Source organism: Halomonas alkalisoli (genome assembly GCF_021412585.1).
In the GTDB taxonomy this organism is placed as follows: domain Bacteria; phylum Pseudomonadota; class Gammaproteobacteria; order Pseudomonadales; family Halomonadaceae; genus Halomonas; species Halomonas alkalisoli.
The window spans coordinates 336,821-359,979 of record NZ_JAKCMI010000012.1; the positions used below are offsets into that span (position 1 = coordinate 336,821).

Below are 23,159 nucleotides of genomic sequence, written 5' to 3' on the forward strand. Positions count from 1 at the left end.
AGACGCCATGCGCCAGCCCGGCCTGAGCGTGATCATACCGACCCTCAACGAAGCCGAGACCCTTGAGGCACGGCTCGAGCACCTGCTCGCGCTATGGGCCTGTGGTGTCGAAATCATCATTGTGGATGGGGGCAGCCAGGACGAGACAGTGGCCAAGGCCAGCCGCGTGGCCGATCGTGTCATCGAAAGCCCGCCGGGGCGCGCCGTACAGATGAATGCGGGAGCCCACGCCGCCACTGCCGGCCAGCTGCTGTTCCTGCATGCCGACACCCAGCTGCCGCGGCGGGCCGACCGCCTGATCGACGAGGCCCTGGCCGGGCGCCGCTGGGGGCGCTTCGATATCCGGCTCGAGGGGCGCCACCCCATGCTGCCGGTGATCGCCACCGCCATGAACTGGCGCTCGCGCTTCACCGGCATCGCCACCGGCGACCAGGCGCTATTCATGACCCGCAGCGCCTTCGACGAGGTCGGCGGCTTTCCCGACCAGCCCTTGATGGAGGACATCGCGCTTTCAAAGCGTCTCAGGCGTCTTTCGCCCCCCGCCTGCCTGCGCCAGCGCGTAAGCAGCTCGGGGCGGCGCTGGGAGCACAACGGCGCCTGGCCGACCATCCTGCTGATGTGGCGGCTTCGCTATCGCTATTGGCGCGGAGAGTCGCCCGAGCAGTTGGCCAGGGCCTATCGCGATGTGCGCTGACGTCATGCTCGCGGTGCTGGCCAAGGCACCACTGCCCGGCCAGGCGAAAACCCGCTTGATACCGACATTGGGTGCCGAGGGCGCCGCACGACTGCATGAGCGGCTGCTGCGCCGCACCCTGGAGATCGCCCGTGCAACCATGCCGCGAGTCACCCTGTGGACCGCACTCGCGCACCATCATCCGCTGTTTCTGGAGCTGGCCGACACATATCGGATCGAGCTGCGCCCCCAGCCGCATGGCGACCTGGGTCAACGCATGCTGCACGCCCTGGCCGCCATGCCCGGCCCCGGGCTGGTGATCGGCACCGACTGCCCCGTCCTGACGCCAACGCTACTGCGCCGCTGCCACGCAGCGCTGAACGACGCCGACGTGGTCTGCCTGCCGGCGGAAGATGGCGGCTATGGTCTGATCGCCATGCACCGCACCGAAGCCCGGCTATTCTCGGGCATCGACTGGAGCACGGAGCGAGTGATGTCCCAGACCGCCCATGCCGCCGCTAAACTGGGTTTACGGCTGCGCTGCCTGGACACGGTCTGGGATGTCGATCGGCCAGAAGACCTGGCACGGCTGGCGACCCATAGCCCTGAACTGCTCGTCGACCTGGACGACCCCACGACACACGGCCGGTGATCGCGGCCTCCCCTGCGCCCCGTTGGCGGTAATCTCCTACAACAAATCCCTCCCTGGCTCACAGCCGATATCCTCAAACCCCGCTAGCCTGAACGGAAGTTGTTTACCTTGAGCTGTTTTCCACGAATGGCGATCACCATGAAACGGATAAGCTACCACCAGCAGGGCATCGAGGTTGAACTGGTTCTCACAAGGGATCCGTTCAACTGTGATTGGCTTGCCGTAGCACGATGGGAGGCAAGCCCCGGCGCCATCGCCTCGCTACACACCATGCCTCCGCTCAGAGCCACGGCGTCGGAAGCGGAGGCCTGGAATGCGGCGAAGGAATGGGCGAACCGGCTTGTCATGCAGGATTGGCAGAGCACGGCTGGCCTCGCCGCCACAACCTCGACAAGCACCCATACAGGCTATGCAATGCGCTGATGACGGTCTGCAAGACCAACGCGCAGGCTACTACCTAACCGCCAACTGCCTGGTTGACAAATGAGCCCGACCATAACTGTCGGGCCCCATCGGCATGCCTCCTTTCGACAACCTCACGCTGTCGTGCTCCCCCTTGTCCCGTATCTTTTTTGATGGCACCGCCCCTCCGGCGGAAACTTGGCTACCCTTACCGATAGGCAGCCGTCGAGAACGACGCCCCTGCATCATGCGCTTGATGCCCGATGCCACTACTTTCCCTACAGCAAGAGAGAAGAGAAAGCCGAAAAGGAAGTCGGTTAAGAAGGTCGATACGTAAAAGGTAAGGTGGGAAGCACACTAGCCGAATACACGGAGGTCAGCATGAAACGAATTCTCGAGCATGCCGCAGCCTGGCTATTACGTGTCATGGAGAGCCACGACCCCCAGAAGCCTCAGGAACAGCACGCCTGGTGCTGCTATCGAGCAGGCCGTAACCATCCGCCGGGCGACAATCGACGCCACTGAGCGGTGATACCGGACGCTTCCAACGCTGTTGGAGCATCTTCATCTCGCGACTGGAGGCCAAAGGCCTCCCGGCGGGGTTGCCAACGTTCACGGCCATCACCGGTGTTTCACCCTCCGCCAAGGCGCCTGCGGCGCCAGTCGCGACGCGGAGTCGGAGCGCCGAACCGAGCGCTCCAACAAGGTCCGCAACGACCTCCCTGTTGGAGCATCTTCAGATCGCGACTGGAGGCCGAAGGCCTCCCGGCGGGGTTGCCGAGGCTCTCAGTGAAAGAGGCAGTTGCGGGGCGCTCACGCGACGGCGACACTGGCCGCATACATCTCCGTGAGGCACCGCAAGCATGCATAGCGAGACACCACCGCCAGACGACTCCGAGCCGTCTTCCAAGCCTGCCCAGCGACGCAGCGAGCAGCGGCTGGAGCGTTATCTGTGGAATTCACGGTTCCTGGTGATGATGGCCGTCGTGCCCAGCCTGATCGGCGCGGTGGTGCTCTTTATCATCGGCACCATCGACATCGCCAAGGTGCTTGTCGATACCGTGGCCTACTATTTCCTCGGCAGTGTGGAGAACATTCACGACAGCGTGGTGCCCAATATCATCATGGCCATCGATATCTATCTGATCGCCATCGTGTTGTTGATCTTCGGGCTCGGGGTGTACCGGCTGTTCGTCTCCCCGATCGAGCAGGCAGAGGACCACGCACCCCACCACCCCTTCAATGTGCAGTCGTTCGATCAGCTCAAGGACAAGATCGCGCGGGTGGTAATCCTGGCAGTCATCATCGAATTCTTCCGCGCCGTGGTGGATATCCGTTTCCAGACCCCGCTGGACGCCATCTACCTGGCACTCTCGGTACTCGCCCTTGCCGCCGCGCTGTACTTGATGAGCCTGGCACATCGCAAGGAGTAAACTGGGACGAGGAGTGCCGAAGGCCCTTTGCACAGCGTGGCTTGGACTCCCACCTGATCGAGGAAGGCACCATGCATAACCCCAAGCTAGCGATCGCCCTGCTGCTCGGCTTTGCCACCATTGCCCCTCTTCACGCTGGAGACTGCGAACCAGATGACAGGCAGCAGGCGATGCTGGATAGGGTGAACGAGGCACGAAGCGAACCACGGCAATGCGGCGACGAAAAATTTGAGGCGGCGGAGCCCCTGGTATGGAGCTGTCGCCTGGAAGAGGCCGCCGAGGCGCATTCGCGAGACATGGCGGAGAACGAGTTCTTCAGCCATACCGATGCCGACGATGTGGGCGCGAACGATCGAGTGAGCGATACCGGCTATGACTGGATGGCGGTCGGCGAGAATATCGCCGCGGGCCAAGCCGATGTTGCCACGGTCATCGAGGGTTGGCTCGCCAGCCCGGGGCACTGCGCCAATATCATGAGCGATGAATTCACCGAGTTCGGCGCGGCTGTGGTCGAAGCGGAGGGATCGGACTACTCACCGTACTGGACCCAGGTCTTCGCCCGGCCACGCTGAATGCTGCGGCCCCGCCAAGGCGCCTTCCGGCGGTGCCCACATGAATGAAAACCGACTCACGCCAGGCATCACGTAAGCACGCGATAAGCAAAGTGCGGGGATGAACAGGCAAGGAAACGGAAGAGTGAGAACAATCGAAACGAAAAACGTCAGGCAGTGCGGGAGCGGAAAGTCATTCAGGACCCTCCCTGGTCCGGTTGCGATCAACGAATATAAGCCACCAGAGCGTCCTGGGCTGCCTGCTGGGCCAAGGCATAGGATTCCCAGTGCTCCAGCACCTCACTGCTCAGGTCGACGATGTGTTGTTTAGTTGGCATGACGCATCTCCTGTTGGGTGATGAAAAACATCATGCCCCATCAATGTCGATATTTCATCACGATTACGACACTTTGCCCCAAGATGGCGCAGCCTTACCCATTCTGGCACCACAGCGGAACAATGTTACAAAACGGTGCATGAATTTACCCATCGGAGTGCCAAGCAGAGCTAGATTCGATCAAACGTTCGTTGGATCTGGCCCGACGCATCGGCGTCTGGAGGCCGCAGGCCTCCCGGCGGTGTTGCCGAGGCAACTTCTCTATGCGTTGCCATGCCGCTCAATCGGCAGAGCCATGACCTTCAAATTATCCCAGAAGGGAAAACTTCCGCTTGCAAGCCTTCCACTGCGTCAAATTATCCCAATCGGGACAATTCAATTGACGCAACCGGAATACGCTGGCACGCCTGGCAGGACTGGCCTGCCCCACCACCACGCTGGGCCGGGCCGAAGGGCATGCCTACTTGCTGGTGGAACGCTACGATAGAGCCGGTATCGGCAATCCTGAGCTGCACCGCATACATCAGGAGGACTTCTGCCAGGCCATGGGGCTCTCGCGCATCGAAAAGTATCAAGAGCCGAGTGGGCCGCGTTTCGCGCAGTGCATTGCAACGGCCCGCAACGCCTGCCGACCCAATGCCGCTTCAGTACAGCACCTGCTGCGCTGGCAGATCTTCAACGTGCTGGTTGGCAACACCGATGGGCACGCCAAGAACCTATCGCTGCTGCAGGACGAGCGCGGCCAATGGCAGGTCGCGCCCGCCTACGATCTGGTAGGCACCCTGGTGCTGGGCTACCACCGCGACCTGGCCTTCTCGGTTGGCGACCAGTTCAACTCTCAGCAGCTGCTGCCCCGCGACTGGCAAGCGTTCGCCAAGGAAAGCCGCTTAAGCTATCCCTTCGTGCGCCGCGAGATACGCACTCTCGCCGCCAGGCTTGAGGAGCTGCTGAATGCCGATGAACTGCGCGAAGCAGTGAACAATGCCGGGCTGGGCGAACATGGCTGGGTCAGGCTTCAGCAGCAGCGCCAGCACATCCATACCCAATGCCACAAGGCCCAGCGTTGGTAGCTGCCGGCGTTAGAAAACTTCGCTGTTGGAGCATCTTCAGATCGCGACTGGAGGCCGAAGGACTCCCGGCGGTGTTGCCGATGTGGCAAAGGCCGCCAACGTCGGCGGCCTTTGCCAGGGCGCCTGACGGCGCCAGTCGCGATGGAAACCAGCGCTCCAACAGCTGTTCTTTCCATCAAGGCAAACCACGCCGCTGTGGGAGCATCTTCAGATCACGACTGGAGGCTGCAAGCCTCCCGGCGGTGTTGCCGATGCTGGCGACCACTACCAACGTCACTGATTAACCCCGACGCTGGGGTACTACGGCCGGATGCTTACGAGCAATATATTGCCCATTTTTGTGTATCTCTCCAGCTAAGGAGCACTATATTTCTCATATTTTTGAGAAAGAGCTACTATTGAGCATAATAATGCTCACCAGGAAACTTCATGCGCCTTACGCTTCAAATCTATCTCGATCACCACTGGCATGATGCCGCCCAGCTTGAGGTACCTCATCCCGACAAGGGTACCCATGGCCCTGCCCGGCTGGGCTATCTACAAGAGTATGCCCTGGAGTGGATGCTACGGGACGATGAGCATGCCTGTAGCTTGACACTTCCCGTTGAGCTAATGATGAAGCACCACGGCAAGCGTTGGTTCGGCTTCCTGGAAGATATCATGCCGGCCGGCGCCAGCCGTCGTTACTGGGTTTCAGCCCTTGGGCTACAAGGGCTGCCGACGGGCCAGCAGGACAGCGAGCTGTTGAGGCACGCCACCATCGCACCGGTTGGCAACCTGAGAATCAAGGAAGCCGTGCCCGAACGAGCGAGCGGCTCACAACTTCATGTCAGGCGCTTCACACGAGATGACGTCATCGACCGGCATGGGGATTTCCTGGAATACGCGCAACAGATGGGCGCTTCCAGCGGAGGTGCCACAGGCGCTGGTGGTGAAGCACCCAAGCTCCTGCTCCGGTGCAGCCAGGATAACGAGATATGGATAGATACCTGGCAGGACGACCCTCACAATCTCGATAGACACGATCTCGTCAAGTTCCCCCGCGGAAAGCGCAGCCAGGATGATTGCGATATTCTTCGCGCGGAATTCGCCTATTACCATGAGCTGGCCAACCTGGGTATCGAGGCGATCGACACGGACGCCATGCAGCTGATCGAAGGCGAGCGCTACCCATCGCTGTGGCTACCCCGCTTCGACGTCACACAAGAAGCCGACGGCCTGACCCGCTTCGGGCTGGAATCCATCTACTCCCTTTTCGACGCGCCTCTCGGCAGCCACCTCAATCACTTCAACGTCATTCGCCATCTGGTGGCACTGCTGGAAAACCAGTACCGAGTTCTGGAACTCAATGAGCCCTTCGACCGGACGAGCTTCGTCATAGAGTGGCTCAGGCGGGACCTGCTCAATGTGGCGTTCGGCAACTCCGACAATCATGGGCGCAATGCTGCCCTGCTCAAGCGACCGGAAGGGATCTGGCACGCCCCCGTCTATGACTTCGCCCCCATGAAGGCCGACCCCGAGGGGGTGACGCGCACAACACGATGGGGCTCTCCTTTTGAAGAGGGCGGCGATTTCGACTGGATCGCCATAGCCCACGCACTGAAAGACCTGGCGCCTGCCGAACAGTCCATCAGCGAACTCAAGGCCCTGGCCGGAGAACTGATCGGGCTGCAAGAGAGATTGCACGAACATGGCGTACCAGAGCGGATACTCACCATGCCTGCCGTAGGGCTAGGTACACTAGACCACCGCCTCAAGTCCTGGGGGCTGACATGAAACGACAGAGCCTGAGCCCAGACGAGAGGGAAGAAAAAATGATCGAAGCCACTCGTCGACTTGTCGCTGGGGAAATCAGCGAAGGCGATCTACTGCGTATTCTGAGACGCGATGTGCTCGGTCTGACCCAGAACGACTATGCACGGCTGGTAGGTATTAGCCGACGCACGCTGTCCGATATGGAAGGCGACAAGGGTAACGTCTCGCTCGCGGTTATGAATCGCGCCTTCCGCCCACTTGGGCTAAAGGTCTGCTTGATGCCGCGTCAGCCTGCTCTGGTCGAGAAGGTGATGGAGAAAGAGCTGGAAAATCAAAAGGAATAACGTCAGCAAACGACCACAGCCAACGCCGCGGTCTCCGCCGAGGCGCCTTCCGGCGCCAGTCGCGATGGAAACCAGCGCTCCAACAGCTGTTCTTTCTAATATTGGAGTAGCTTTAGCTCGCGACTGGAGGCCGCAGGCCTCCCGGCGGTGTTGCCGAGGTTGGCGATCACCGCCAACGCTGCAGTCTCCGCCAAGGCGCCTACCGGCGCCAGTCGCGACGCAGAGCGGCGCTCCAACAGAACCCCATCATTCGAAAATTTCGTTGTTGGAGCACCTTCAGATCGCAACTGGAGGCCGCAGGCCTCCCGGCGGTGTTGCCGATGGTGGCGATCACCGCCAACGTCGACAGCCTCCGCCAAGGCGCCTACCGGCGCCAGTCACGATGCGGACTCGGAGCTCCGAACCGAGCGCTCCAACAGCGATCCTCTACACCAACGCTAACCACACGGCTGTTGGAGGAAGCTTCAGCTCACGACTGGAGGCCGAAGGCCTCCCGGCGGTGTTGCCGACGCCGGGATCATCGTGTTCAAACCTGAGCATCCGAGCGAGGAAGCGGTTCAATGGTGAGACGCAGTCCCAAAGCATTGGCGACCTTGCTAATGGTGGCGTACGCCGGGTTGCCCTCGCCGGACAGTGCCTTGTAAAGGCCCTCGCGGCTCATGCCCACCTCTTTGGCCAACTGGCTCATGTTGCGCGCACGGGCAATATCACCCAGCGCCGCGGCCAGCAGTGATGGGTCATTCTCCTCCATCACAGCCTCCAGGTACGCCGCAATATCTTCCTCGTTCTGGAGGTACTCAGCCGTATCGTAATGACTGAAAATAACTTTCTGGGCAGACATGGGGTCACTCCTTCCATTGCGCGGCAATGGCTTTAGCCTGCTCGATGTCGCGTGACTGGCTGCTTTTATCGCCACCACAGAGCAGCACGATCACGATGGGTCCTCTAGCGATGTAGTAAACGCGGTAACCAGGGCCATAGGGAATCCGCATCTCCGAAACGCCTTCCCCCACAGGCTTCACATCTCCAGGGTTTCCCTGGCTGAGACGTTTGACACGCGCTACGATCCTGGCACGAGCACTGGTATCACGTAGACTTCGTAACCATCGATCGAAGACATCTGTTTTTAACAGTTCGATCATACTGATAACTGTAGTTAACAGCCTAAGCATTGTCAACTATGGTTAACACAAAGTAGGTCTACAATCGCCCAAAGCGGCTACCGTCGCCAGTCGCGATGGGGTCCAGCGCTCCAACAGCGGTTTTTCTAATGTAGGAGCATCTTCAGATCGCGACTGGAGGCCGCAGGCCTCCCGGCAGTGTTGCCGATGGTAGCGATCATCGCAGGCTGACAGGCAGCGTCGCACGGCATACTGGACTTTAACTAATTCTCCACCATAATTGTCATCATGTTAGTTAAAGACCGCCGATGGAAGGCTCACCATGTCATATCAGCGCCTACAATCTGAGCAATCCCGCGTTGCCGTCAACGCCATCCAGCTCTTCGAAGCGCTTGAGCAGCATCGCGGCCAGGCGCGACAGGTCAAAGGCTCGATGCACTGGAAGCGCATCCATGGGCGGGAGTACCTCTACCGGGCCTACACCGGCGGCAAGAACCACTCGCTAGGCCCGCGGTCCGCCGAAACCGAGGCCATTCGGGAAGCGTTCGATACCCGCAAGGCTGAGTACCAGGCTCGGGAGCAGTCACTCAAGGAGCAGCTCCAGCTGCACGCCGCCTATATCCGGGCCAATCGGCTGAACCGCTTCCCGGTCGCCGGCGCCAGGGTAATCCGGGCACTGCAACGCAAGGACCTCCCCTTTCGGGTCATCGGCACCAACGCCCTGTATGCCTACGAGGCCCGCGCTGGTGTGCGGATCGAACCCGAACACCTGGCGACAGCCGATATGGACGTCCTGATGGACGCCCGGCAAGGCTTGAGGATCGTAACGGCTCTGGAGGGGGACACCCTGCTATCGGTCATTCGATCCAGCGATCGCTCGTTCGAGCCGCTCACCGATACCCCATACGAGTTTCGTGCAGCCAATGCCCAGGGCTACATGATCGACCTGATTACCCAGGCCGCCGATGTGATGACAATGAACGACTTCGAACACCACCTGGAAGCTGGCGACCTGAAACCGGTAGGCATCGACTCCTTGAAATGGGCGATCGCCTCACCGCGCTTCGAAGCAGTCGTGTTCGATGAACGCGGCATGCCGCTTCGGCTGTCCACCGTAGACCCGCGGGCGTTCGTGCTGCACAAGCACTATGTCAGCCAGCAACCGGACCGGGAACCCATCAAACGCCATCGAGATGAAGCGCAGGCGCAGCTGATAGCCACCCTCCTGCGTAACGAACTGCGGGAACTGTCAACGACACAAGCCGTCGAGCGGGCCTTCCCGCACCTGGTCAGGCAGCAGGCGAGCACGCGTTTCGACGACTTTGACGTGTGACTGTTGATTGAGAACACCAAGGCGCCTACCGGCGACAGTCGCGACGCAAAGCGGCGCTCCAACAAGGTCAGCAACCACCGCACTGTTGGAGCATCTTCAGCTCACGACTGGAGGCCGCAGGCCTCCCGGCGGTGTTGCCGAGGTTGGCTATCACCGCCAAGGCGCCTGCCGGCGCCCAGCAGAATCACACTTTGACGGCTTATTGCTAAAGCCACGCCATTCCGGGCCGATATCCTGTATGAATGGCAGCTTTGCCCTGCCCCCTCCAAGAAGCGCCCGCCACTATGACAACAACTATCCCCCGCACACAGCGCAAAACGCTTCTTGCCGTTGCCTGTGGCCTGGCCAGTGCCATGCTGGCCACCCCTGCCCACGCCGGGAGCCTGACTGAATTCACCCTTACCGACGGCCATACCAACGTCGGCACCATGTCGCTCGACTGGGATAGGATCCGTATCTCCAATATTAGAAACAGCACGCCAAGCACCGGCCCTTACCAGTACAACTATGTAGGCCAGGAGATCATCGTCAACACGTCGGGGGAGTACCTGCTCGGCCAGACCACCGCTCCGGTGGATACGGTCATGCTGCTCTATCGCGGCTCGTTCGACCCCACCGCCCCCGGCAACGGCTGGATCACCGGCAACGACGACTGGGGTAGCCAGGTCGACGGCTCCAACCTGACGGATGACCTTGCTGCCGCCGGCATCACGTTTGTTTCATGCTCAAGTCCCACTTTCTGCCCAGCCTTGAAGCAGACGCTGGAAGGTGGTGCCCGCTACACCGTGGTTATCAGTACCTACAGCCCCGGCAATGATATCGGCTTTCCCCAGTCGTTCTTCGTCTATGGCCTGGACTTCGTCGTCGTCGTCCACGGCCCGGACTTAGTCATCGTGTATGGCCCGGACTTAGTCGTCGAGACCAAGAATGTTGAAAAGCTTTTCGAAGCCCCGGTGGCAGGCAGCCGCAGCCAACCCGGCGGTGCCTACCTGGACCGCGTGGTCGACGAACTCGGCCTGCGCGACCCCAACAGCCCACTGCTCCAGGCCCTCACCTCGCTGGCGGCCATGTCAGAGACCGAGCGGGCCCGGTTCGTGGAGAGCATGAGCTCAAACGTCTCGCGCAGCGGCATGCGCGATGCCACCGTGAATGCCAGCCGAGCGATGCTGAACACCGTGGGCAAGCGCTACGCCAGCACCGGCCTTGGTGGTCAAATGAGCAGGGGCCTGGTAGCCCCTGCCACCTATGCCGGCCACACCGCCAACCGACAGCTCGAGCAAGGCACATCGCTGGGAATGGCGCCAGGCAACGATACCCGGTCCAGTGTGCTGCAATACGGTGATCATGACTCCTACGACGGCCTGGTCGACATGGCCTCGCAGCTCTCGCATCAGGGTGCCTCCCGGATGGGCCGAGCCAGCAGTTGGGCAGAAGGCTTCGTCAGTCGAGGCAGCGGCGGCGACTACGACCACCGCACCCACGGCGCCCTCCTCGGCATGGACCATCGTTTCGCACAGGACTGGCTTGGCGGACTCTTCCTCGGCGTCAGCCAAGGCCGCATCAACGGCAGCGACGCCGCCAATGCCCGTTCCGAGATGGAGAGCGTTATCACCGGCGCCTATGCCGCCAGGCGCTACAACGACCTGATCGTGGACACCACCCTGCTCGCCGGCTTCAGTGACAACGAGCATCGCCGCGAGATCACAGGACTCCAGACCGATGTGGTGGAAGGCAGCAACCGTGGGGAAGAGATCACGCTGGCAATCGGTACCAGCTACGTGATCGGACAGGCCGACGATTGGGAACTGGTGCCCCACGCCCGGGTAATGCATAGCTGGCTGCAACAGAGTGCCTACGATGAAACGGGTGATAGCGCTTTCACCATGTCCTACGGCTCCCAGCGCCAGCAGGTATGGCGCACCAGCCTGGGGCTGGACGCCGGTCATGTCATGCGCCGCCATGGCCAGGAAACCGTACTGCTGACCGGCGGCCTGGCCTGGGGCATGCGCAACCAGTCCGGCGGCGGTACCCAAGCGTCATTAAGCGCCGACACCACCAGCGGCAGCTTCCTCGTAACGCCGGATAATCGTACCCTGCACTCAGCCGACGTGAACACAGGTCTCAGTTGGGAACGTGAGCTGGGTGGCAACGGCAGCGTTGCCATCAGCGGCACGTACGAAGGCTCGTTTTCGCACCGCGAGACTCAGCACGGCGCACGAGTGAGTATGGCGTACCATTGGTAAACAGCGAAAACGCCGCGCCCTCAGCCAGGGCGCCTGGCGGCGCCAGTCGCGATGGGGACTCGGGGCGCCGAACCGAGCGCTCCAACAGCTGACTTTTCCTGCCATTGCAGGCAATTGCCACTCTGTAGGAGTAGCTTCAGCTCACGACTGGAGGCCGCAGGCCTCCCGGCGGTGTTGCCAATTCCGGCGACCACCGCCAACGTCGGTGGCCTCCGCCAGGGCGCCTGGCGGCGCAAGTCGCGACGCAAAGCGGCGCTCCAACAACGATTCTTTCCACCAACGGTGCCACGCCGCTGTAGGAGCATCTTTAGATCGCGACTGGAGGCCGAAGGCCTCCCGGCGGTGTTGCCGGTGCTGGCGTTCACAACCAACGTCGCAGCCTCCGCCGGGGCGCCTGGCGGCGCCAGTCGCGACGCGGAGCGGCGCTCCAACAAGGTCAGCAACCACCGCACTGTTGGAGCATCTTCAGATCACGACTGGAGGCCGAAGGCCTCCCGGCGGTGTCGCCAATGCCAGCGCTCCTCTCCACCAACGCGAACCACGCTGCTCTCGGCTACCCGCTCAAGACAACAATGGTGCATTCGGCTAAAATGCCGGTTTTTTCATTTCCTGCCCGAGACTCGCCTTGGCTAGCAACCACAACGCGCCTACCCACCAAGCCAGTGCCGATGCAGCGTCACTGGATAAACTCATTGGTGGCTGTATCGAGGGCGACATCACTGCCTTCGAGTACCTGGCAAGCGCCTGTTTGCCGGGCCTGCTCGGCGTGTCTGCTCGCTTTCTTGAACAGCCAGGGCACCATGAGGCGGTGTGTCGCGACACCCTGGTGCTTGCCTGGCGCAATCTGCCAGAACTAGGTAGCGATACGACGCCCAGCGCCTGGTTGTACGGCATATTCGCCAGCCGGCTCTATAACCAGTTGTTGGCGCTACATGGTTCACAGCAGGCCATGAGTCGCCGGGTCAGTGCACTGGAAGCCGAGGGCTCAACAACGGTGGATTCACCCACCGGGTCTCGCCCAGCGCTGCTCAGCGGCGCAAGGCTACTGGCGATGTCGCAACAGGAGCCCGCCGTGGCGCCCTCCCCCCGGTTGCTAGCTGAGCTGAACGACCGCATCTCGGCTGAAATCGCACAGCGCAATGCGCCCCTGACGCCAACCGGCGAGCCAGTCTATCCGCCACTCTACGACCCGGCCCTGCGCTACCGCATGTTCCGTTCCCGAGCCGCGTTTCAAATCAAGGAAGGCTTCAAGCGCCGCCTGGGGCGCCCATTCGAAGACCAGCTATTCCAACGCTGGCTCGACAACAAGGCCGGCAGCGCGATGCTGGAGAACCAGGGCCTGCCGCGCCGAAGTGTCGAAGCGTATCTCGGCAGCAGGCTTGACCTCGAGATTGACCCAAGCATGCTCAGCCGAGGTTTAAGCTATCCCGCTTCGTTTCCGAACCGCGCCCTACGGCGAACAATCTCTAATCTCTTTATCTGGCCCGGGGACTGGGACCTGAAAACGCACGCTCTTGCCAACACTCAGCGCCAGCAGTTCATTCGCGATCTCTGGGCCCACCGGCTCGATCTGACCGCCAGCGACAGCTATTCCAGCCTTAAGAGCAAACTGGAAAAGGACGGCCCGCTACGCTTGCACCATCAGGGCATCCTGCTTGACTCGGAGGCACGCATTCTCGCCTATCTGGAACGCTATCTCTTCTATATGGAAGACATGAGCTGCTTCGGCTTCAAGAACGGCCTGGGGAAGGATGCGCTTGGCATCGCCATCGACCGGTTTGGCGACATGGTCAAGGTCAACAAGGGCCTGCATAGACTGGCCATGGCGCAAACCCTGGGAATACAACGCGTCACCGTGAGAGTGAGAGGCGTGCATCAGCTCTGGTGGGAACAGCACAAAGGCAGCGAGCAGGGAAAAAGCGCCTTGGAGAAGGTAACCGCAGCACTGCCTGTGTGAGGTCGCTCTCGGCCTAAGGACTCCCAGCGGTGTTGCCGATGCAGGAGATCACCGCCAATGTTGGCAGCCTCCGCCAGGGCGCCTGGCGGCGCCAGTCGCGATGGGGAGCAGCGCTCCAACAGCTGTTCTTTCCATTGAGACAAACCACGCTGCTGTTGGAGCATCTTCAGATCGCGACTGGAGGCCGAAGGACTCCCGGCGGTGTTACCGATGAATCCACCCTACTCTGCCGCTTCCCGCTTGCGCACCACATCGACCTGATGCTGCTCCTTCGTCCACTTCCCCTGGGGCTTGTCGAGGTACTGGAAGTACTCGTTGGTGAAGTTGCCCTGATTGCAAGTATAACGATAGAGCCGGGTGCGCACGTCGTCGCGGGCTAGTACCTGATTGAATACGCCAGGGCCGGTCAGCTCGAAGATATTCTTGTCAGATTCGTTCTCGATATTCTCTCGTATCGCTTCGGCCACGCTCTGCAGATGGGGATTATCCGGTTTGCTGGCGATGAAATAGTTGCTGATCTCGCCGCGCTTGGTGGTAATGAACAGCTCATCGAAGTCCGGCTTGACGATCCGCCCCAGCGGCCACACCGTATGGGCATCGATATCCAGGTAGACGCCGCCCATCTTCTGCAGTACCAGCACCCGCCAGTAATCCGCCTGGGCCGCGCCCACCTGCAGCCTCGAGTAAGCAGCAAGGATCTCCGGCGAATAGTGCTCCTGGATGAACGCCGCTCGGGCCTCAGTGACCAGGAAGCGATACTCGAAGGTCGGTGCCAGCAGCCGATTGCACAGGTAGTTGAGGTAGACCGGCAGCGTCGCCCGGTTGGTGTAGTTGGTCTGCCACAGCGTGCGGGGAATGCGAGAACTGCGCTGGGAGTTCCACAGCGGTGCCGCCCGCTCGGGAATGGTGAAACGCTTGTTCGGCAAGACATAGTGGAAAGCGTAGGCAGCCAGTTTGGTCACGTTGGCCAGCAGCTTCACGACCCTGGCAAAAGCCAGCACACAAAGGTTCTTCACCCGCTTCCCCTTAGCCCAGGAATGAAAAGGCCATGCGAAGCATGGCCCCCGCGTACCCTCGCTACGACAAGCGCCGGGCCCCACGGTTCCATCCTGGTATCGCCGCCCGGCGCTCCAACAAGGCCGGCAACTACTTCACTGTTGGAGTAGCTTCAGCTCACGACTGGAGGCCGCAGGCCTCCCGGCGGTGTTGCTGATGCTGGCGATCACCGCCATCGGCGGCGGCCTCCGCCAGGGCGCCTGACGGCGCCAGTCGCGACGCAGAGCGGCGCTCCAACAGTGAAATGCACAAACCACCGTAGCCTCCGCCAGGGCGCCTGACGGCGCCAGTCGCGATGCGGAGTCGGGGCGCCGAACCGAGCGCTCCAACAATATGAGAGTATTCTGTTGGAGTAGCTTTAGCTCACGACTGGAGGCCGAAGGCCTCCCGGCGGTATTACCAATGCCGGCGATCACCGCCAACGCCGCGGCCTCCGCCGAGGCGCCTGACGGCGCCTGACGGCGCCAGTCGCGATTTGCTCAGCGCCTCCCTAGTCGCATAAGACGCCTTTCGCTACAATGCCGGTCCTTGCCTTGCACCACTGGAGCAGTGAATTGCAACCGAAACGTTTCGCCTTTGTCATCTCGGATCTTTACGGAGGCGGCGCCCAGAAATCCCTGCTTTATACGGCGGAAGGCCTACGCCAACGCGGGCATCAAGTCACGGTATTCACCCTTAGGGAGCGGATTGAGCATCGCATTCCCGAGGGCCTGGAGATCGTCAACCTTGCGGTAATCAACAAGGCCACCAAGGCACTCAACACAGTCCTGGTGGAAAAGTGGCAAGCTCGCCAGATCGCCAAGGCGCTGAAGGCCTTTCGTGCCGATGTCGTGCTTTCATGCTCCTGCGACAGGATTACAAGGCACCTTGATCACCACAACCTCCATTTCTGGGTAAAGGGTGACTCTTCCGCTCAGCTTCACCACTCACCGAAGCGGGATAAGGCATTCGGCAAGCAGCGGAAATTTTACGATGGGCGTAACATCATTGCCGTTTCACACGGTGTCGAGAAGAACCTGCTCGACGTTATCGGCATCCAGCCATCCAGTATCCAGACGATCTACAACCCGTACGAACGACAGCCCTTCCTCGAAATGGCCAGCGAGGAGGTCTCCCTCCCCTTCGACGACTATTTCGTGCATGTAGGAGCGTTCACCAACGTCAAGCGACAGGATCGTCTGCTGCGTGCCTATGCTCGCAGCGGTGTCTCAACGCCACTGCTCCTGCTGGGCAAGGGAGAGACCGAAGCCGAGATCCGTCAACTGGTGACAGAGCTCGGGCTGGACAACAAGGTCGTCATGCTGGGTTACCGAACGAACCCCTATCCTGTCATTCAGAACGCAAAGGCACTGATCCTGACTTCCGATGCGGAAGGGCTCCCACGCGTGTTGATTGAAGCCCTGCTTCTGCATACCCCGGTAATCAGCGTGGACTGCCCCAGCGGCCCCAGGGAAATCCTGACCGGCGCGCTTGCCGAGTTTCTCGTCGAGCAGGATGACGAGCAAGGGCTTGCACAAGCCATTGCACGGATGGAGAGCGCACCTGTTGAAATAGACGAACGCCACTACCAGCAGTTTCTGGCTGAAAACGTCCTTCCACGGTTCGAAGCGCTCTGATCATGCTTGCCAAGCAGCCATTGGTTTCTGTCGTCATCCCGTGCTTCAATCGCTGGCCTCATATCCAGAGTGCTATCGAATCCGTGCTCAGCCAGTCCTACGAAGCAATGTGCGCTCTATAAATCCAAGCGAAGCGTAGAATTCAGAAAAAGCTCAAAGCCGCCGTCACGAATGGCAATATCCGCCTGGAAGGCCGAATGGTAAAACGCTATTGCTTATCGTTCTTTCAACTACCCTGACTGCCCTTCGCCCGCTTTGATGCGCGCCTGGAAGCTCCCCCACAATACCGCCAACCAGAAGGCGAACATCATCACCCCGCTATTGTGGGCCAGGAAAACCTGCGACAGACCGAAGTCGATATAGGCCACCGGCAGCAGCACACCGGCCACCGCAAGAGATCGCAATTCAAGGTTCCTCGCCGCCATCTGGCGTGCAAAGAACCTCATCGGGACCAGGTACAAGGCCAGCAGCACAGCCAGGCCGATGACACCGCGCTTGGCAAAGGCATCGATGAACTCATTGTGGGCGTGACCGAATATCGTGACCCTCGGGTGAATCACGCCCTCTTCCGCCAACAGATCCATACCCTCACGATAACCAAGATGACCCCAACCGGTGACCGGCTTCTCGAGGATCAGGTGGTAAGCCCCCTTCCACATCTCGAAACGGGCACCCACGGAGCTCGTACGGCTCTCACCGCTGATATAGCGCTCGACGTCACTGAACGCCTCATGCACCCGAGATTGAACGCCGGTTTGTGGTAATGCGTAAACCGAGCTGGCGCCCACCACCACCACGGCGAGAACCGCCACCTTGATCCTGCCCGGCAACTGCCTTCCATAGCCGCGATAGAGCACCAACAGCACAATCGGAAAACCGATCCAGCCACCGCGGCTACCCGAAAAAAGCGAACCGAGGATTCCCCCCAAGGCGCCCAGCAGCAGTAACGCGAACCACAGGTTGCGCCGTGGCTGCACGACGGCCCAGCCAAGCCCGGCGAGGCACAAGACCCCCAGCAGCATGCTCAGGTTGCCAAACTGAATCACATGGGTGTGACCCTCGGCGCGCCAGGCCTCCTCCACCAGCTTCTGCCAGCCGGCCCAAATCCCCGCGCCAACAGCACCCGTGGCAATCCCGCTCCACATCCAGGCAAGACGGGGCGGATAGGCCATGATCAGCAGCATGGCCGGTATAGCGAGTACAAAGCGAAGGGGCTTGTCGATACCACGCGAGCCCTGCCCATCCCACCAGGCCTCCGCCATGCCGACACTGGCATAGGCAACCAGGGCGGCAATGACCAGCCAGTCACTGCGATCCAGATTCAGGCCTGGGCGCTTGACCAGCAAGATAACGCTGCCAAGCAGCAGCATCACAGCGCCCAACGAATACCCGCTCGACACGACCAGGGCGATGGCACCCAGCAGGAATACCGCCAGGCTGGTGTAGTGCCGCATAAGAACGGGAGCCCCAACACGCTGATAATCAACAAAAAACATCAAAAATGGAGCTCCAGAATTAAAAAGGCCGGCATTAAAGCCGGCCGATTATACCACCCCGTTTCCTAAGCATCAGTAGGCGTTAGGATTGATGAACCCCTTGACTATCGTCAGGCCGATGATCCGCAGGTCCAGCCACAACGACCAGTTGTCGATGTACCAGAGGTCGCACTGAACGCGGCGCTCCATCTTGTCCACGGTATCCGTTTCACCTCGAAGGCCGTTGACCTGGGCCCAGCCGGTGATCCCGGGCTTGACTTTGTGACGCTTCATGTAGGATTCCACCAGGTCCTTGTAATGCTCGTTGTGGGCCAACGCATGCGGCCGAGGCCCCACGATCGACATGCGCCCTTGCAGCACATTATAGAATTGCGGCAGCTCATCAAGTGAGGTGCAGCGCAGGAAGGCCCCCAGCCGAGTTATCCGTGGGTCGCCCTTCCTGGCCTGGGTAACACATCCCCCCGCTTCCTGGTGTACCGCCATGGAGCGGAACTTGTACACCTTGAACAATTTGCCGTTGGCACCAGTACGGTACTGCTTGAACAGCACCGGCCCAGGTGACGTGGCCTTGATGGCAACCGCAATGATCAAGCAGACCGGCAATGCCAGTAACGAAAACAACGAGCCGAGAACCAGATCCTCAAGGCGCTTGACGATGCGCGCCACCCCATCAATGGGGGTCACGCTGAGATCAATGGACAACTGCCCTGCCACTTCGCTCATGCGGTGGTTGAGCAACTGCATATCCTTGAAGTCAGGAACGAAGCGAACCTCCGCGGTATGGTTGCGCAGCGCATAGAAGATCGTACGCACCACCCCTCCCATCTCGAGCGGCACGCAGATCCACACCTCCCGCGCCCCCGACTCCTCTACGCGGCGCGCCAACCGTTCCAGACAACCCGCTTCGGGAGGCTCCGAGATGCGCTCGATACCTGCCAGCGCATACCCTTCGGCGGGCGAGTTGCGCATACCTTCGGCCACGCGAAGGATCTGCTCGCCAGGCCCTACCAAGAAGACAGGACGCTGCGACCACCCGCGCCGCCGAGCGCTACGTAGCAGTACCTGTGCCAGCACACGGCTGCCGCCGGAGCCCAAAAAGGAGATAACCAAGGTGAAGCCGATCCAAAGCCGTGAGAACCGCTCGGCAGCATGGGCAAAAAAGATCAGCGACGCGGCTATGATCGCCACCGTCAGCCAGACCAGACAAAGTTTGCCAAGCAGTGACGAGATGCGGCTAATACGCCAACGCTCGTAGCCGCCTTGAACGGTATTGAGCAGAATAACCAGCAAGCACATGATGGCAATGGCTAGCCAATACCGTTCATGCAAGGCAAAGCTGCCGAAACGCAGCCAATAGGCCAGCAGGCCACCGCCCACGACGGCGATGAAATCAACGACAGGAACGATCAACTGGGCAGGGTATCGGTCGGCAAAACCGGAGGTGCTTTTACTCATCAGTTCTACGACGATCCTTACAGTTGCTGAATCAGTGCATTCAGTTGCTTGCCAAAGGCCCGCCGCTCATCGCGAATGCGTTGGGCCGGCGCAGCAGGCAATGCCAGGGCTGCTTGCCCATCAAGCACGGCCTCGACCAGCGGTTCGACGTCTGGAAAAAACGGCACGCCATAGATGCGCGAGATGGCCTCGGCGGTATCCACCTGATGGTCATTGCGATGCTCCCCCAGCCGCGCAAGCCTCGGCAACATCAGAAACGGCTTGCCCTGCTCCAGGCACGCCATGATATTGCCCATTCCGGCGTGCGTCACCACCAAATCAGCATTATCGAATATTGAGCTGAACTCACCCGCGTTGAACAACGCCTGCGCCTGCAGGTTGGGCAACGACGCGAAGCGCTGGAGCGACGCCCCTGGCCCGGCCTGGTAGACCAGCTTCCACGCTGGCCGCTCGCGGGCCACGCTCAGCACCGCCTCGTCCAACCGCGGAAAGGAAAACTGAGTACCCGCGGCAAACAACACCCTCATAGCAGCCTCCCCAGGTAGCGCACGCGCCCAGTGGCCAGTTCCGGCCACTGGGTGAGCACCTGGCTGGCAAACAGCTTGGCCACACGCCCCGAGAGCGACAACCGACGGCTGTTGGCGATGCTGTCCACCCACAGGGTCTTTTTGCCCAGCAGGAAGCCGGCGAAGAGTACCAGTAAACCGGGCGCAGCGCCGGTACTGATGATCAGGTCAGGGCGGCTCTTACGGACGATACTCAGGGCACGGGGCAATTGGCGCACCCCTCGCCACAGCTCGCGAACGCTGAAATCGTCCAGATAGTAATCCGCCGATTGGTGCTGCTCCCTGGCCGTGGAAACAAACTCACGCTCATCGCAGGCAAGCAGCTCGGTTAACCGCTTCAACTGAGCCCAATGCCCACCGAAGGAGGCCGCAAACAGCACTTTCATCGCGGCAGCTCTGCCCTGTCATGCCTGGTCGTAACCAGCCGAAATCGCTGTGCCACTTTTACTACCTTGAGATAGGCGAGCACCACCACGGCCCAAGCACGCTCACGCCAGGACATATCCCGCCGGGGAAAAAGCGAGGCGACATCGCCGAACAGGTTGCCCACCACACGCCGCATACCACCGAACATGCCGCGCTCCTGATACAGTGCCTGGCTGCCGGATGTTACCCGACGGGCCTTACTGGCAAGCGCGGCGATAGAGGAGCGTGCCGGGTGGCGCACCACAGCAGCTTCACTGAACACCAGCCGGTGGCCGCGAGAAGTGGCGCGCCGAGTCCACTCGAAATCCCCGCCCGACATCAGCTGCGCATTGAACGGCCCCACCACATCAAATACCTTACGCCGAACAAACAGGTTCGCCGTTACGGCCACACCATTGGCGACGTTCTGCCGCTGACGAAACGCAAAGGCTTTCTCGAAGCACTCCGCTGGCGTCAAGCGCTGAGCGCCGTAGGTCAGCTCGATATTGCCGGCCACCAGGGCCGCATCAGGATTGGCTTGCAAGCACTCAATCCCGGCTTGTAGCCAGCCAGGCGCAGGCAAGCAATCCGCATCGATAAACGCGAGCACGTCACCTCGGGCCTCAGCAACACCACGATTGCGCGCTGCATAGGAGCCAGGCGAGGGTTCATGGATTAGCCGGGCATTGCCGGGCAGGGTCAAATCGTGCGGCTGGCTGTCGCCAGCATTCTCGACAATGAGAACTTCGAACTCTTGCGTCGGCATGGACTGTTCACCCAGAGCTTCAAGGCAAGAACGCAAGGCATGCCAATCTCGATAGGTAGGCACGATGATGGAGGCCACTGGCGGTTGCACATCCGCGCTCATGAGCCACCCTCACCCGCAGCAGGATATGCCAAGCGCTCGCTCTCTCCGTCACGAGCCGTATCAATTTCCAACAGACACCCCAGGATGACAGGTAGCAGCGATATGGCATCGGCATATCGCTGCTTATTAAAGTGTTGTTCAAAAGCACTGCAGCAAGCACAAAGATGAGCACGCTCCGGGGGAATACTCAGCAAGGAGTCCCGCTTTTCCCCAGCCTCCTCCAACATATCCTTTAGGTTCGGCAACCATGCATCAGCGCACGGCAACCCCACCCCAATAGGCTCCAGCGACCAGTTCCCCACGTGAGTCTGAAGCAGCTCCCCCGTTTCCGATACAAAACTCAGATCCTTTGGCACACCGGGATTTATTAACGCCAAGGGAAGCAGGTTCAACTCCTCCAGGATATCCTCGAAGCGATCCTTGGTTTGCGCTATAGAAGTCTTATCATCACTATCGCCTGCAACGGCAGCCAATCGTTCGAGCATTTTCACGCCCAAACGGTGTTGTAGCAGCGGGTGTGATCGCTGATACCGGTTTGCCAGAGTTCTATCGGGTTCGACCTGCCAATATTTCGCCAGCCACTCTATCTGCACTTTCGTTGCCGCACACCTGCCTGGAGCGCACCATTCGGGCAAGCGGAAAAGGTGCACATCGAAACCCTCTATCTGTCCGATGTATACGAGCTCCGGCACAGGCAGCAAATGGCCTGTAGCAGATGACAAGATATCGGCTTCGCTCATCGCAGCCTTACGCTGTCGCTTACCGAACACTTTAAGAAGATATCGCTCAATCACGCCTTCGGGCTCTTTTAGCTCCACTTCGAAAGCCAGCACATCCACCAAACCACTTTGCGTCCAACGGCATGCAATCTGCGCATCCTCCCCCAGCTCCTCTCCTTTGATTTGAGAAAGTACCGGCAACAGCGACTCAGAGCCCTCACTCAACGAAAGAAAATTCCAGAACTTTTTGTTACGAGAATGCTCCGGCATTTTTTCCAGGCGATGACCGGTAAAAAATATGGCATTGACCTGAAGACGCTTACCACTGAGCCAGATCGCGTCCTTGATCACGCCGTCGAGTCGGGTCAAAAGCTGCCGCGAGAGCAACAAGCTGATAATTGCCACTATGAAACCAACGCCTTCCCATAGCAAGAAATCCACTACCATGAAGGCGAAAAGAAACATGAAGCCGATACCCGAAAGCAGCCCACTCAGGGTAGCGGCCTTCAGCTGAAGCTCATTGCGAGATTCGGCATTGCGGCCCATCAGCGACACGAAGGCCGAAGCGGAAAGAACATAGATCAGCGCAGCGAATAGAAAGGTCGGGTAAATAAAGGCAAAGAGTAAGGCAATAACTATCGTCAATACCCCGGTAGCCAAGCCAGCAGCTAATTTCTGATAAGCTTGGCTCGCGACTTCGTCCTGATTCGTAAAAAGGACCAATTTATTGGTACCCTGCACCACACCAGCCGCACCTTTCTCTGCTGTATAGCTCAACAGTTTTTCTGACAAGAGCGATACGGCATAGAAGAATACGGTAGCAAGGCTTAGCGTAACCACCAGAACATCCCGGTCGAAGGCAGCCCAGGAATCGGGGAAATACCGGGGAATACCTGTCGAGCCGATCAAGATAATAACCTTCAACGGCAAGAAAAAAGCCAGCATTCGGGAAAATTGGCTCACCAAGGTCAATACGACAACTATCATCGTGGGCAGCGGAACAAGCTTGAAAAACTTCTTGAGCACCGCTGCCGACCAATATAGGTGGTGCAACGCAACACGATAAAACCACATCAGGTATCACGCCCAACTATCATTATTTTTCA

At 60.0% G+C, this 23,159-nt stretch carries 23 protein-coding genes; 14 read left to right on the plus strand and 9 right to left on the minus strand.

Annotated elements, in window-relative coordinates; translation table 11 throughout:
• Positions 1–7 precede the first annotated feature (7 nt).
• From LY622_RS03595 to LY622_RS03635, 9 genes are all read left to right on the plus strand, one after another.
• Positions 8–694: a TIGR04283 family arsenosugar biosynthesis glycosyltransferase gene (locus LY622_RS03595; RefSeq protein ID WP_234289624.1), complete on the plus strand. Its 687-nt coding sequence runs from the start codon at positions 8–10 to the stop codon at positions 692–694.
• The gene (locus LY622_RS03600; protein ID WP_234289625.1) at positions 684–1,325 is read left to right on the plus strand and encodes a TIGR04282 family arsenosugar biosynthesis glycosyltransferase; all 642 of its coding nucleotides are present in this window, start codon (positions 684–686) and stop codon (positions 1,323–1,325) included. The genes LY622_RS03595 and LY622_RS03600 overlap by 11 nt, the downstream gene beginning before the upstream one ends.
• A gap of 126 nt (positions 1,326–1,451) precedes the next feature.
• Entirely contained in the window at positions 1,452–1,748 is a 297-nt protein-coding gene (locus LY622_RS03605; RefSeq protein ID WP_234289626.1) for a hypothetical protein, read from the plus strand.
• A gap of 360 nt (positions 1,749–2,108) precedes the next feature.
• Entirely contained in the window at positions 2,109–2,252 is a 144-nt protein-coding gene (locus LY622_RS03610; RefSeq protein WP_234279744.1) for a hypothetical protein, read from the plus strand.
• A gap of 338 nt (positions 2,253–2,590) precedes the next feature.
• Complete coding sequence (locus LY622_RS03615; RefSeq protein WP_234289627.1) at positions 2,591–3,160, plus strand: YqhA family protein; 570 nt, start codon at positions 2,591–2,593, stop codon at positions 3,158–3,160.
• A 71-nt stretch (positions 3,161–3,231) separates the two neighbouring features.
• Positions 3,232–3,732 (plus strand): CAP domain-containing protein, encoded by a 501-nt coding sequence (locus tag LY622_RS03620; RefSeq protein ID WP_234289628.1) that lies wholly within the window; start codon positions 3,232–3,234, stop codon positions 3,730–3,732.
• 724 nt (positions 3,733–4,456) lie between these two features.
• Positions 4,457–5,119 carry a HipA domain-containing protein gene (locus LY622_RS03625; protein WP_255761993.1) on the plus strand — a complete coding sequence of 221 codons (663 nt, stop codon included), beginning with the start codon at positions 4,457–4,459 and terminating at the stop codon, positions 5,117–5,119.
• Positions 5,120–5,548: 429 nt separating this feature from the next.
• On the plus strand, positions 5,549–6,895 hold the full coding sequence (locus LY622_RS03630) for a type II toxin-antitoxin system HipA family toxin (protein WP_234289629.1): 1,347 nt from the start codon (positions 5,549–5,551) through the stop codon (positions 6,893–6,895).
• Positions 6,892–7,218, plus strand: coding sequence for a helix-turn-helix transcriptional regulator (locus LY622_RS03635; protein ID WP_234289630.1), 327 nt, complete (start codon positions 6,892–6,894; stop codon positions 7,216–7,218). Before LY622_RS03630 ends, LY622_RS03635 begins: the two co-directional genes overlap by 4 nt.
• Positions 7,219–7,744: 526 nt before the next feature.
• Here LY622_RS03635 and LY622_RS03640 read toward each other — a convergent pair.
• The gene (locus tag LY622_RS03640; RefSeq protein ID WP_234289631.1) at positions 7,745–8,059 is read right to left on the minus strand and encodes an addiction module antidote protein; all 315 of its coding nucleotides are present in this window, start codon (positions 8,057–8,059) and stop codon (positions 7,745–7,747) included.
• Positions 8,060–8,063: 4 nt separating this feature from the next.
• Positions 8,064–8,360, minus strand: coding sequence for a type II toxin-antitoxin system RelE/ParE family toxin (locus LY622_RS03645; RefSeq protein WP_234289632.1), 297 nt, complete (start codon positions 8,358–8,360; stop codon positions 8,064–8,066).
• 301 nt (positions 8,361–8,661) lie between these two features.
• Here LY622_RS03645 and LY622_RS03650 point away from each other — a divergent pair, with 301 nt between their 5' ends.
• The 3 genes from LY622_RS03650 to LY622_RS03660 all read left to right on the plus strand — a co-directional run bounded on the left by LY622_RS03650 (position 8,662) and on the right by LY622_RS03660 (position 13,872).
• Positions 8,662–9,672, plus strand: a complete 1,011-nt coding sequence (locus tag LY622_RS03650) for a GSU2403 family nucleotidyltransferase fold protein (protein ID WP_234289633.1) — start codon at positions 8,662–8,664, stop codon at positions 9,670–9,672.
• A gap of 284 nt (positions 9,673–9,956) precedes the next feature.
• On the plus strand, positions 9,957–11,915 hold the full coding sequence (locus LY622_RS03655) for an autotransporter outer membrane beta-barrel domain-containing protein (protein ID WP_234289634.1): 1,959 nt from the start codon (positions 9,957–9,959) through the stop codon (positions 11,913–11,915).
• Between the two features lie 625 nt (positions 11,916–12,540).
• Positions 12,541–13,872 carry an RNA polymerase sigma factor gene (locus LY622_RS03660; protein WP_234289635.1) on the plus strand — a complete coding sequence of 444 codons (1,332 nt, stop codon included), beginning with the start codon at positions 12,541–12,543 and terminating at the stop codon, positions 13,870–13,872.
• Positions 13,873–14,093: 221 nt separating this feature from the next.
• On the opposite strand, the gene LY622_RS03665 is transcribed toward LY622_RS03660, so the two are convergent.
• On the minus strand, positions 14,094–14,888 hold the full coding sequence (locus tag LY622_RS03665; RefSeq protein ID WP_234289636.1) for a glycosyltransferase family 32 protein: 795 nt from the start codon (positions 14,886–14,888) through the stop codon (positions 14,094–14,096).
• Between the two features lie 594 nt (positions 14,889–15,482).
• Here LY622_RS03665 and LY622_RS03670 point away from each other — a divergent pair.
• Together LY622_RS03670 and LY622_RS22615 are read left to right on the plus strand one after the other, a co-directional pair.
• Complete coding sequence (locus LY622_RS03670; RefSeq protein ID WP_234289637.1) at positions 15,483–16,544, plus strand: glycosyltransferase; 1,062 nt, start codon at positions 15,483–15,485, stop codon at positions 16,542–16,544.
• A gap of 2 nt (positions 16,545–16,546) precedes the next feature.
• On the plus strand, positions 16,547–16,666 hold the full coding sequence (locus tag LY622_RS22615; protein ID WP_369413715.1) for a glycosyltransferase: 120 nt from the start codon (positions 16,547–16,549) through the stop codon (positions 16,664–16,666).
• A gap of 108 nt (positions 16,667–16,774) precedes the next feature.
• On the opposite strand, the gene LY622_RS03675 is transcribed toward LY622_RS22615, so the two are convergent.
• The 6 genes from LY622_RS03675 to LY622_RS03700 form a co-directional block, all read right to left on the minus strand.
• Positions 16,775–18,040, minus strand: coding sequence for an O-antigen ligase family protein (locus LY622_RS03675; RefSeq protein WP_234289638.1), 1,266 nt, complete (start codon positions 18,038–18,040; stop codon positions 16,775–16,777).
• A gap of 72 nt (positions 18,041–18,112) precedes the next feature.
• Positions 18,113–19,495, minus strand: a complete 1,383-nt coding sequence (locus LY622_RS03680; RefSeq protein ID WP_234289639.1) for an undecaprenyl-phosphate glucose phosphotransferase — start codon at positions 19,493–19,495, stop codon at positions 18,113–18,115.
• A 17-nt stretch (positions 19,496–19,512) separates the two neighbouring features.
• On the minus strand, positions 19,513–20,022 hold the full coding sequence (locus LY622_RS03685) for a glycosyltransferase (RefSeq protein WP_234289640.1): 510 nt from the start codon (positions 20,020–20,022) through the stop codon (positions 19,513–19,515).
• The gene (locus LY622_RS03690) at positions 20,019–20,447 is read right to left on the minus strand and encodes a glycosyltransferase family protein (RefSeq protein ID WP_234289641.1); all 429 of its coding nucleotides are present in this window, start codon (positions 20,445–20,447) and stop codon (positions 20,019–20,021) included. Before LY622_RS03690 ends, LY622_RS03685 begins: the two co-directional genes overlap by 4 nt.
• Positions 20,444–21,334 carry a glycosyltransferase family 2 protein gene (locus LY622_RS03695; protein WP_234289642.1) on the minus strand — a complete coding sequence of 297 codons (891 nt, stop codon included), beginning with the start codon at positions 21,332–21,334 and terminating at the stop codon, positions 20,444–20,446. The genes LY622_RS03690 and LY622_RS03695 overlap by 4 nt, the downstream gene beginning before the upstream one ends.
• Complete coding sequence (locus LY622_RS03700) at positions 21,331–23,127, minus strand: hypothetical protein (RefSeq protein WP_234289643.1); 1,797 nt, start codon at positions 23,125–23,127, stop codon at positions 21,331–21,333. The genes LY622_RS03695 and LY622_RS03700 overlap by 4 nt, the downstream gene beginning before the upstream one ends.
• Between the last annotated feature and the right edge of the window lie 32 nt (positions 23,128–23,159).

What these genes read in the sequence shown, in the direction of transcription:
- LY622_RS03690 (WP_234289641.1), bottom strand. Translation starts at nt 20,447, where the DNA reads ATGAAAGTGCTGTTTGCGGCCTCCTTCGGTGGGCATTGGGCTCAGTTG.
- LY622_RS03685 (WP_234289640.1), bottom strand. Translation starts at nt 20,022, where the DNA reads ATGAGGGTGTTGTTTGCCGCGGGTACTCAGTTTTCCTTTCCGCGGTTG.
- LY622_RS03645 (WP_234289632.1), bottom strand. Translation starts at nt 8,360, where the DNA reads ATGATCGAACTGTTAAAAACAGATGTCTTCGATCGATGGTTACGAAGT.
- LY622_RS03635 (WP_234289630.1), top strand. Translation starts at nt 6,892, where the DNA reads ATGAAACGACAGAGCCTGAGCCCAGACGAGAGGGAAGAAAAAATGATC.
- LY622_RS03605 (WP_234289626.1), top strand. Translation starts at nt 1,452, where the DNA reads ATGGCGATCACCATGAAACGGATAAGCTACCACCAGCAGGGCATCGAG.
- LY622_RS03695 (WP_234289642.1), bottom strand. Translation starts at nt 21,334, where the DNA reads ATGAGCGCGGATGTGCAACCGCCAGTGGCCTCCATCATCGTGCCTACC.
- LY622_RS03640 (WP_234289631.1), bottom strand. Translation starts at nt 8,059, where the DNA reads ATGTCTGCCCAGAAAGTTATTTTCAGTCATTACGATACGGCTGAGTAC.
- LY622_RS03620 (WP_234289628.1), top strand. Translation starts at nt 3,232, where the DNA reads ATGCATAACCCCAAGCTAGCGATCGCCCTGCTGCTCGGCTTTGCCACC.
- LY622_RS03600 (WP_234289625.1), top strand. Translation starts at nt 684, where the DNA reads ATGTGCGCTGACGTCATGCTCGCGGTGCTGGCCAAGGCACCACTGCCC.
- LY622_RS03650 (WP_234289633.1), top strand. Translation starts at nt 8,662, where the DNA reads ATGTCATATCAGCGCCTACAATCTGAGCAATCCCGCGTTGCCGTCAAC.
- LY622_RS03675 (WP_234289638.1), bottom strand. Translation starts at nt 18,040, where the DNA reads ATGTTTTTTGTTGATTATCAGCGTGTTGGGGCTCCCGTTCTTATGCGG.
- LY622_RS03630 (WP_234289629.1), top strand. Translation starts at nt 5,549, where the DNA reads ATGCGCCTTACGCTTCAAATCTATCTCGATCACCACTGGCATGATGCC.
- LY622_RS03615 (WP_234289627.1), top strand. Translation starts at nt 2,591, where the DNA reads ATGCATAGCGAGACACCACCGCCAGACGACTCCGAGCCGTCTTCCAAG.
- LY622_RS03595 (WP_234289624.1), top strand. Translation starts at nt 8, where the DNA reads ATGCGCCAGCCCGGCCTGAGCGTGATCATACCGACCCTCAACGAAGCC.
- LY622_RS22615 (WP_369413715.1), top strand. Translation starts at nt 16,547, where the DNA reads ATGCTTGCCAAGCAGCCATTGGTTTCTGTCGTCATCCCGTGCTTCAAT.
- LY622_RS03610 (WP_234279744.1), top strand. Translation starts at nt 2,109, where the DNA reads ATGAAACGAATTCTCGAGCATGCCGCAGCCTGGCTATTACGTGTCATG.
- LY622_RS03655 (WP_234289634.1), top strand. Translation starts at nt 9,957, where the DNA reads ATGACAACAACTATCCCCCGCACACAGCGCAAAACGCTTCTTGCCGTT.
- LY622_RS03680 (WP_234289639.1), bottom strand. Translation starts at nt 19,495, where the DNA reads ATGAGTAAAAGCACCTCCGGTTTTGCCGACCGATACCCTGCCCAGTTG.
- LY622_RS03700 (WP_234289643.1), bottom strand. Translation starts at nt 23,127, where the DNA reads ATGTGGTTTTATCGTGTTGCGTTGCACCACCTATATTGGTCGGCAGCG.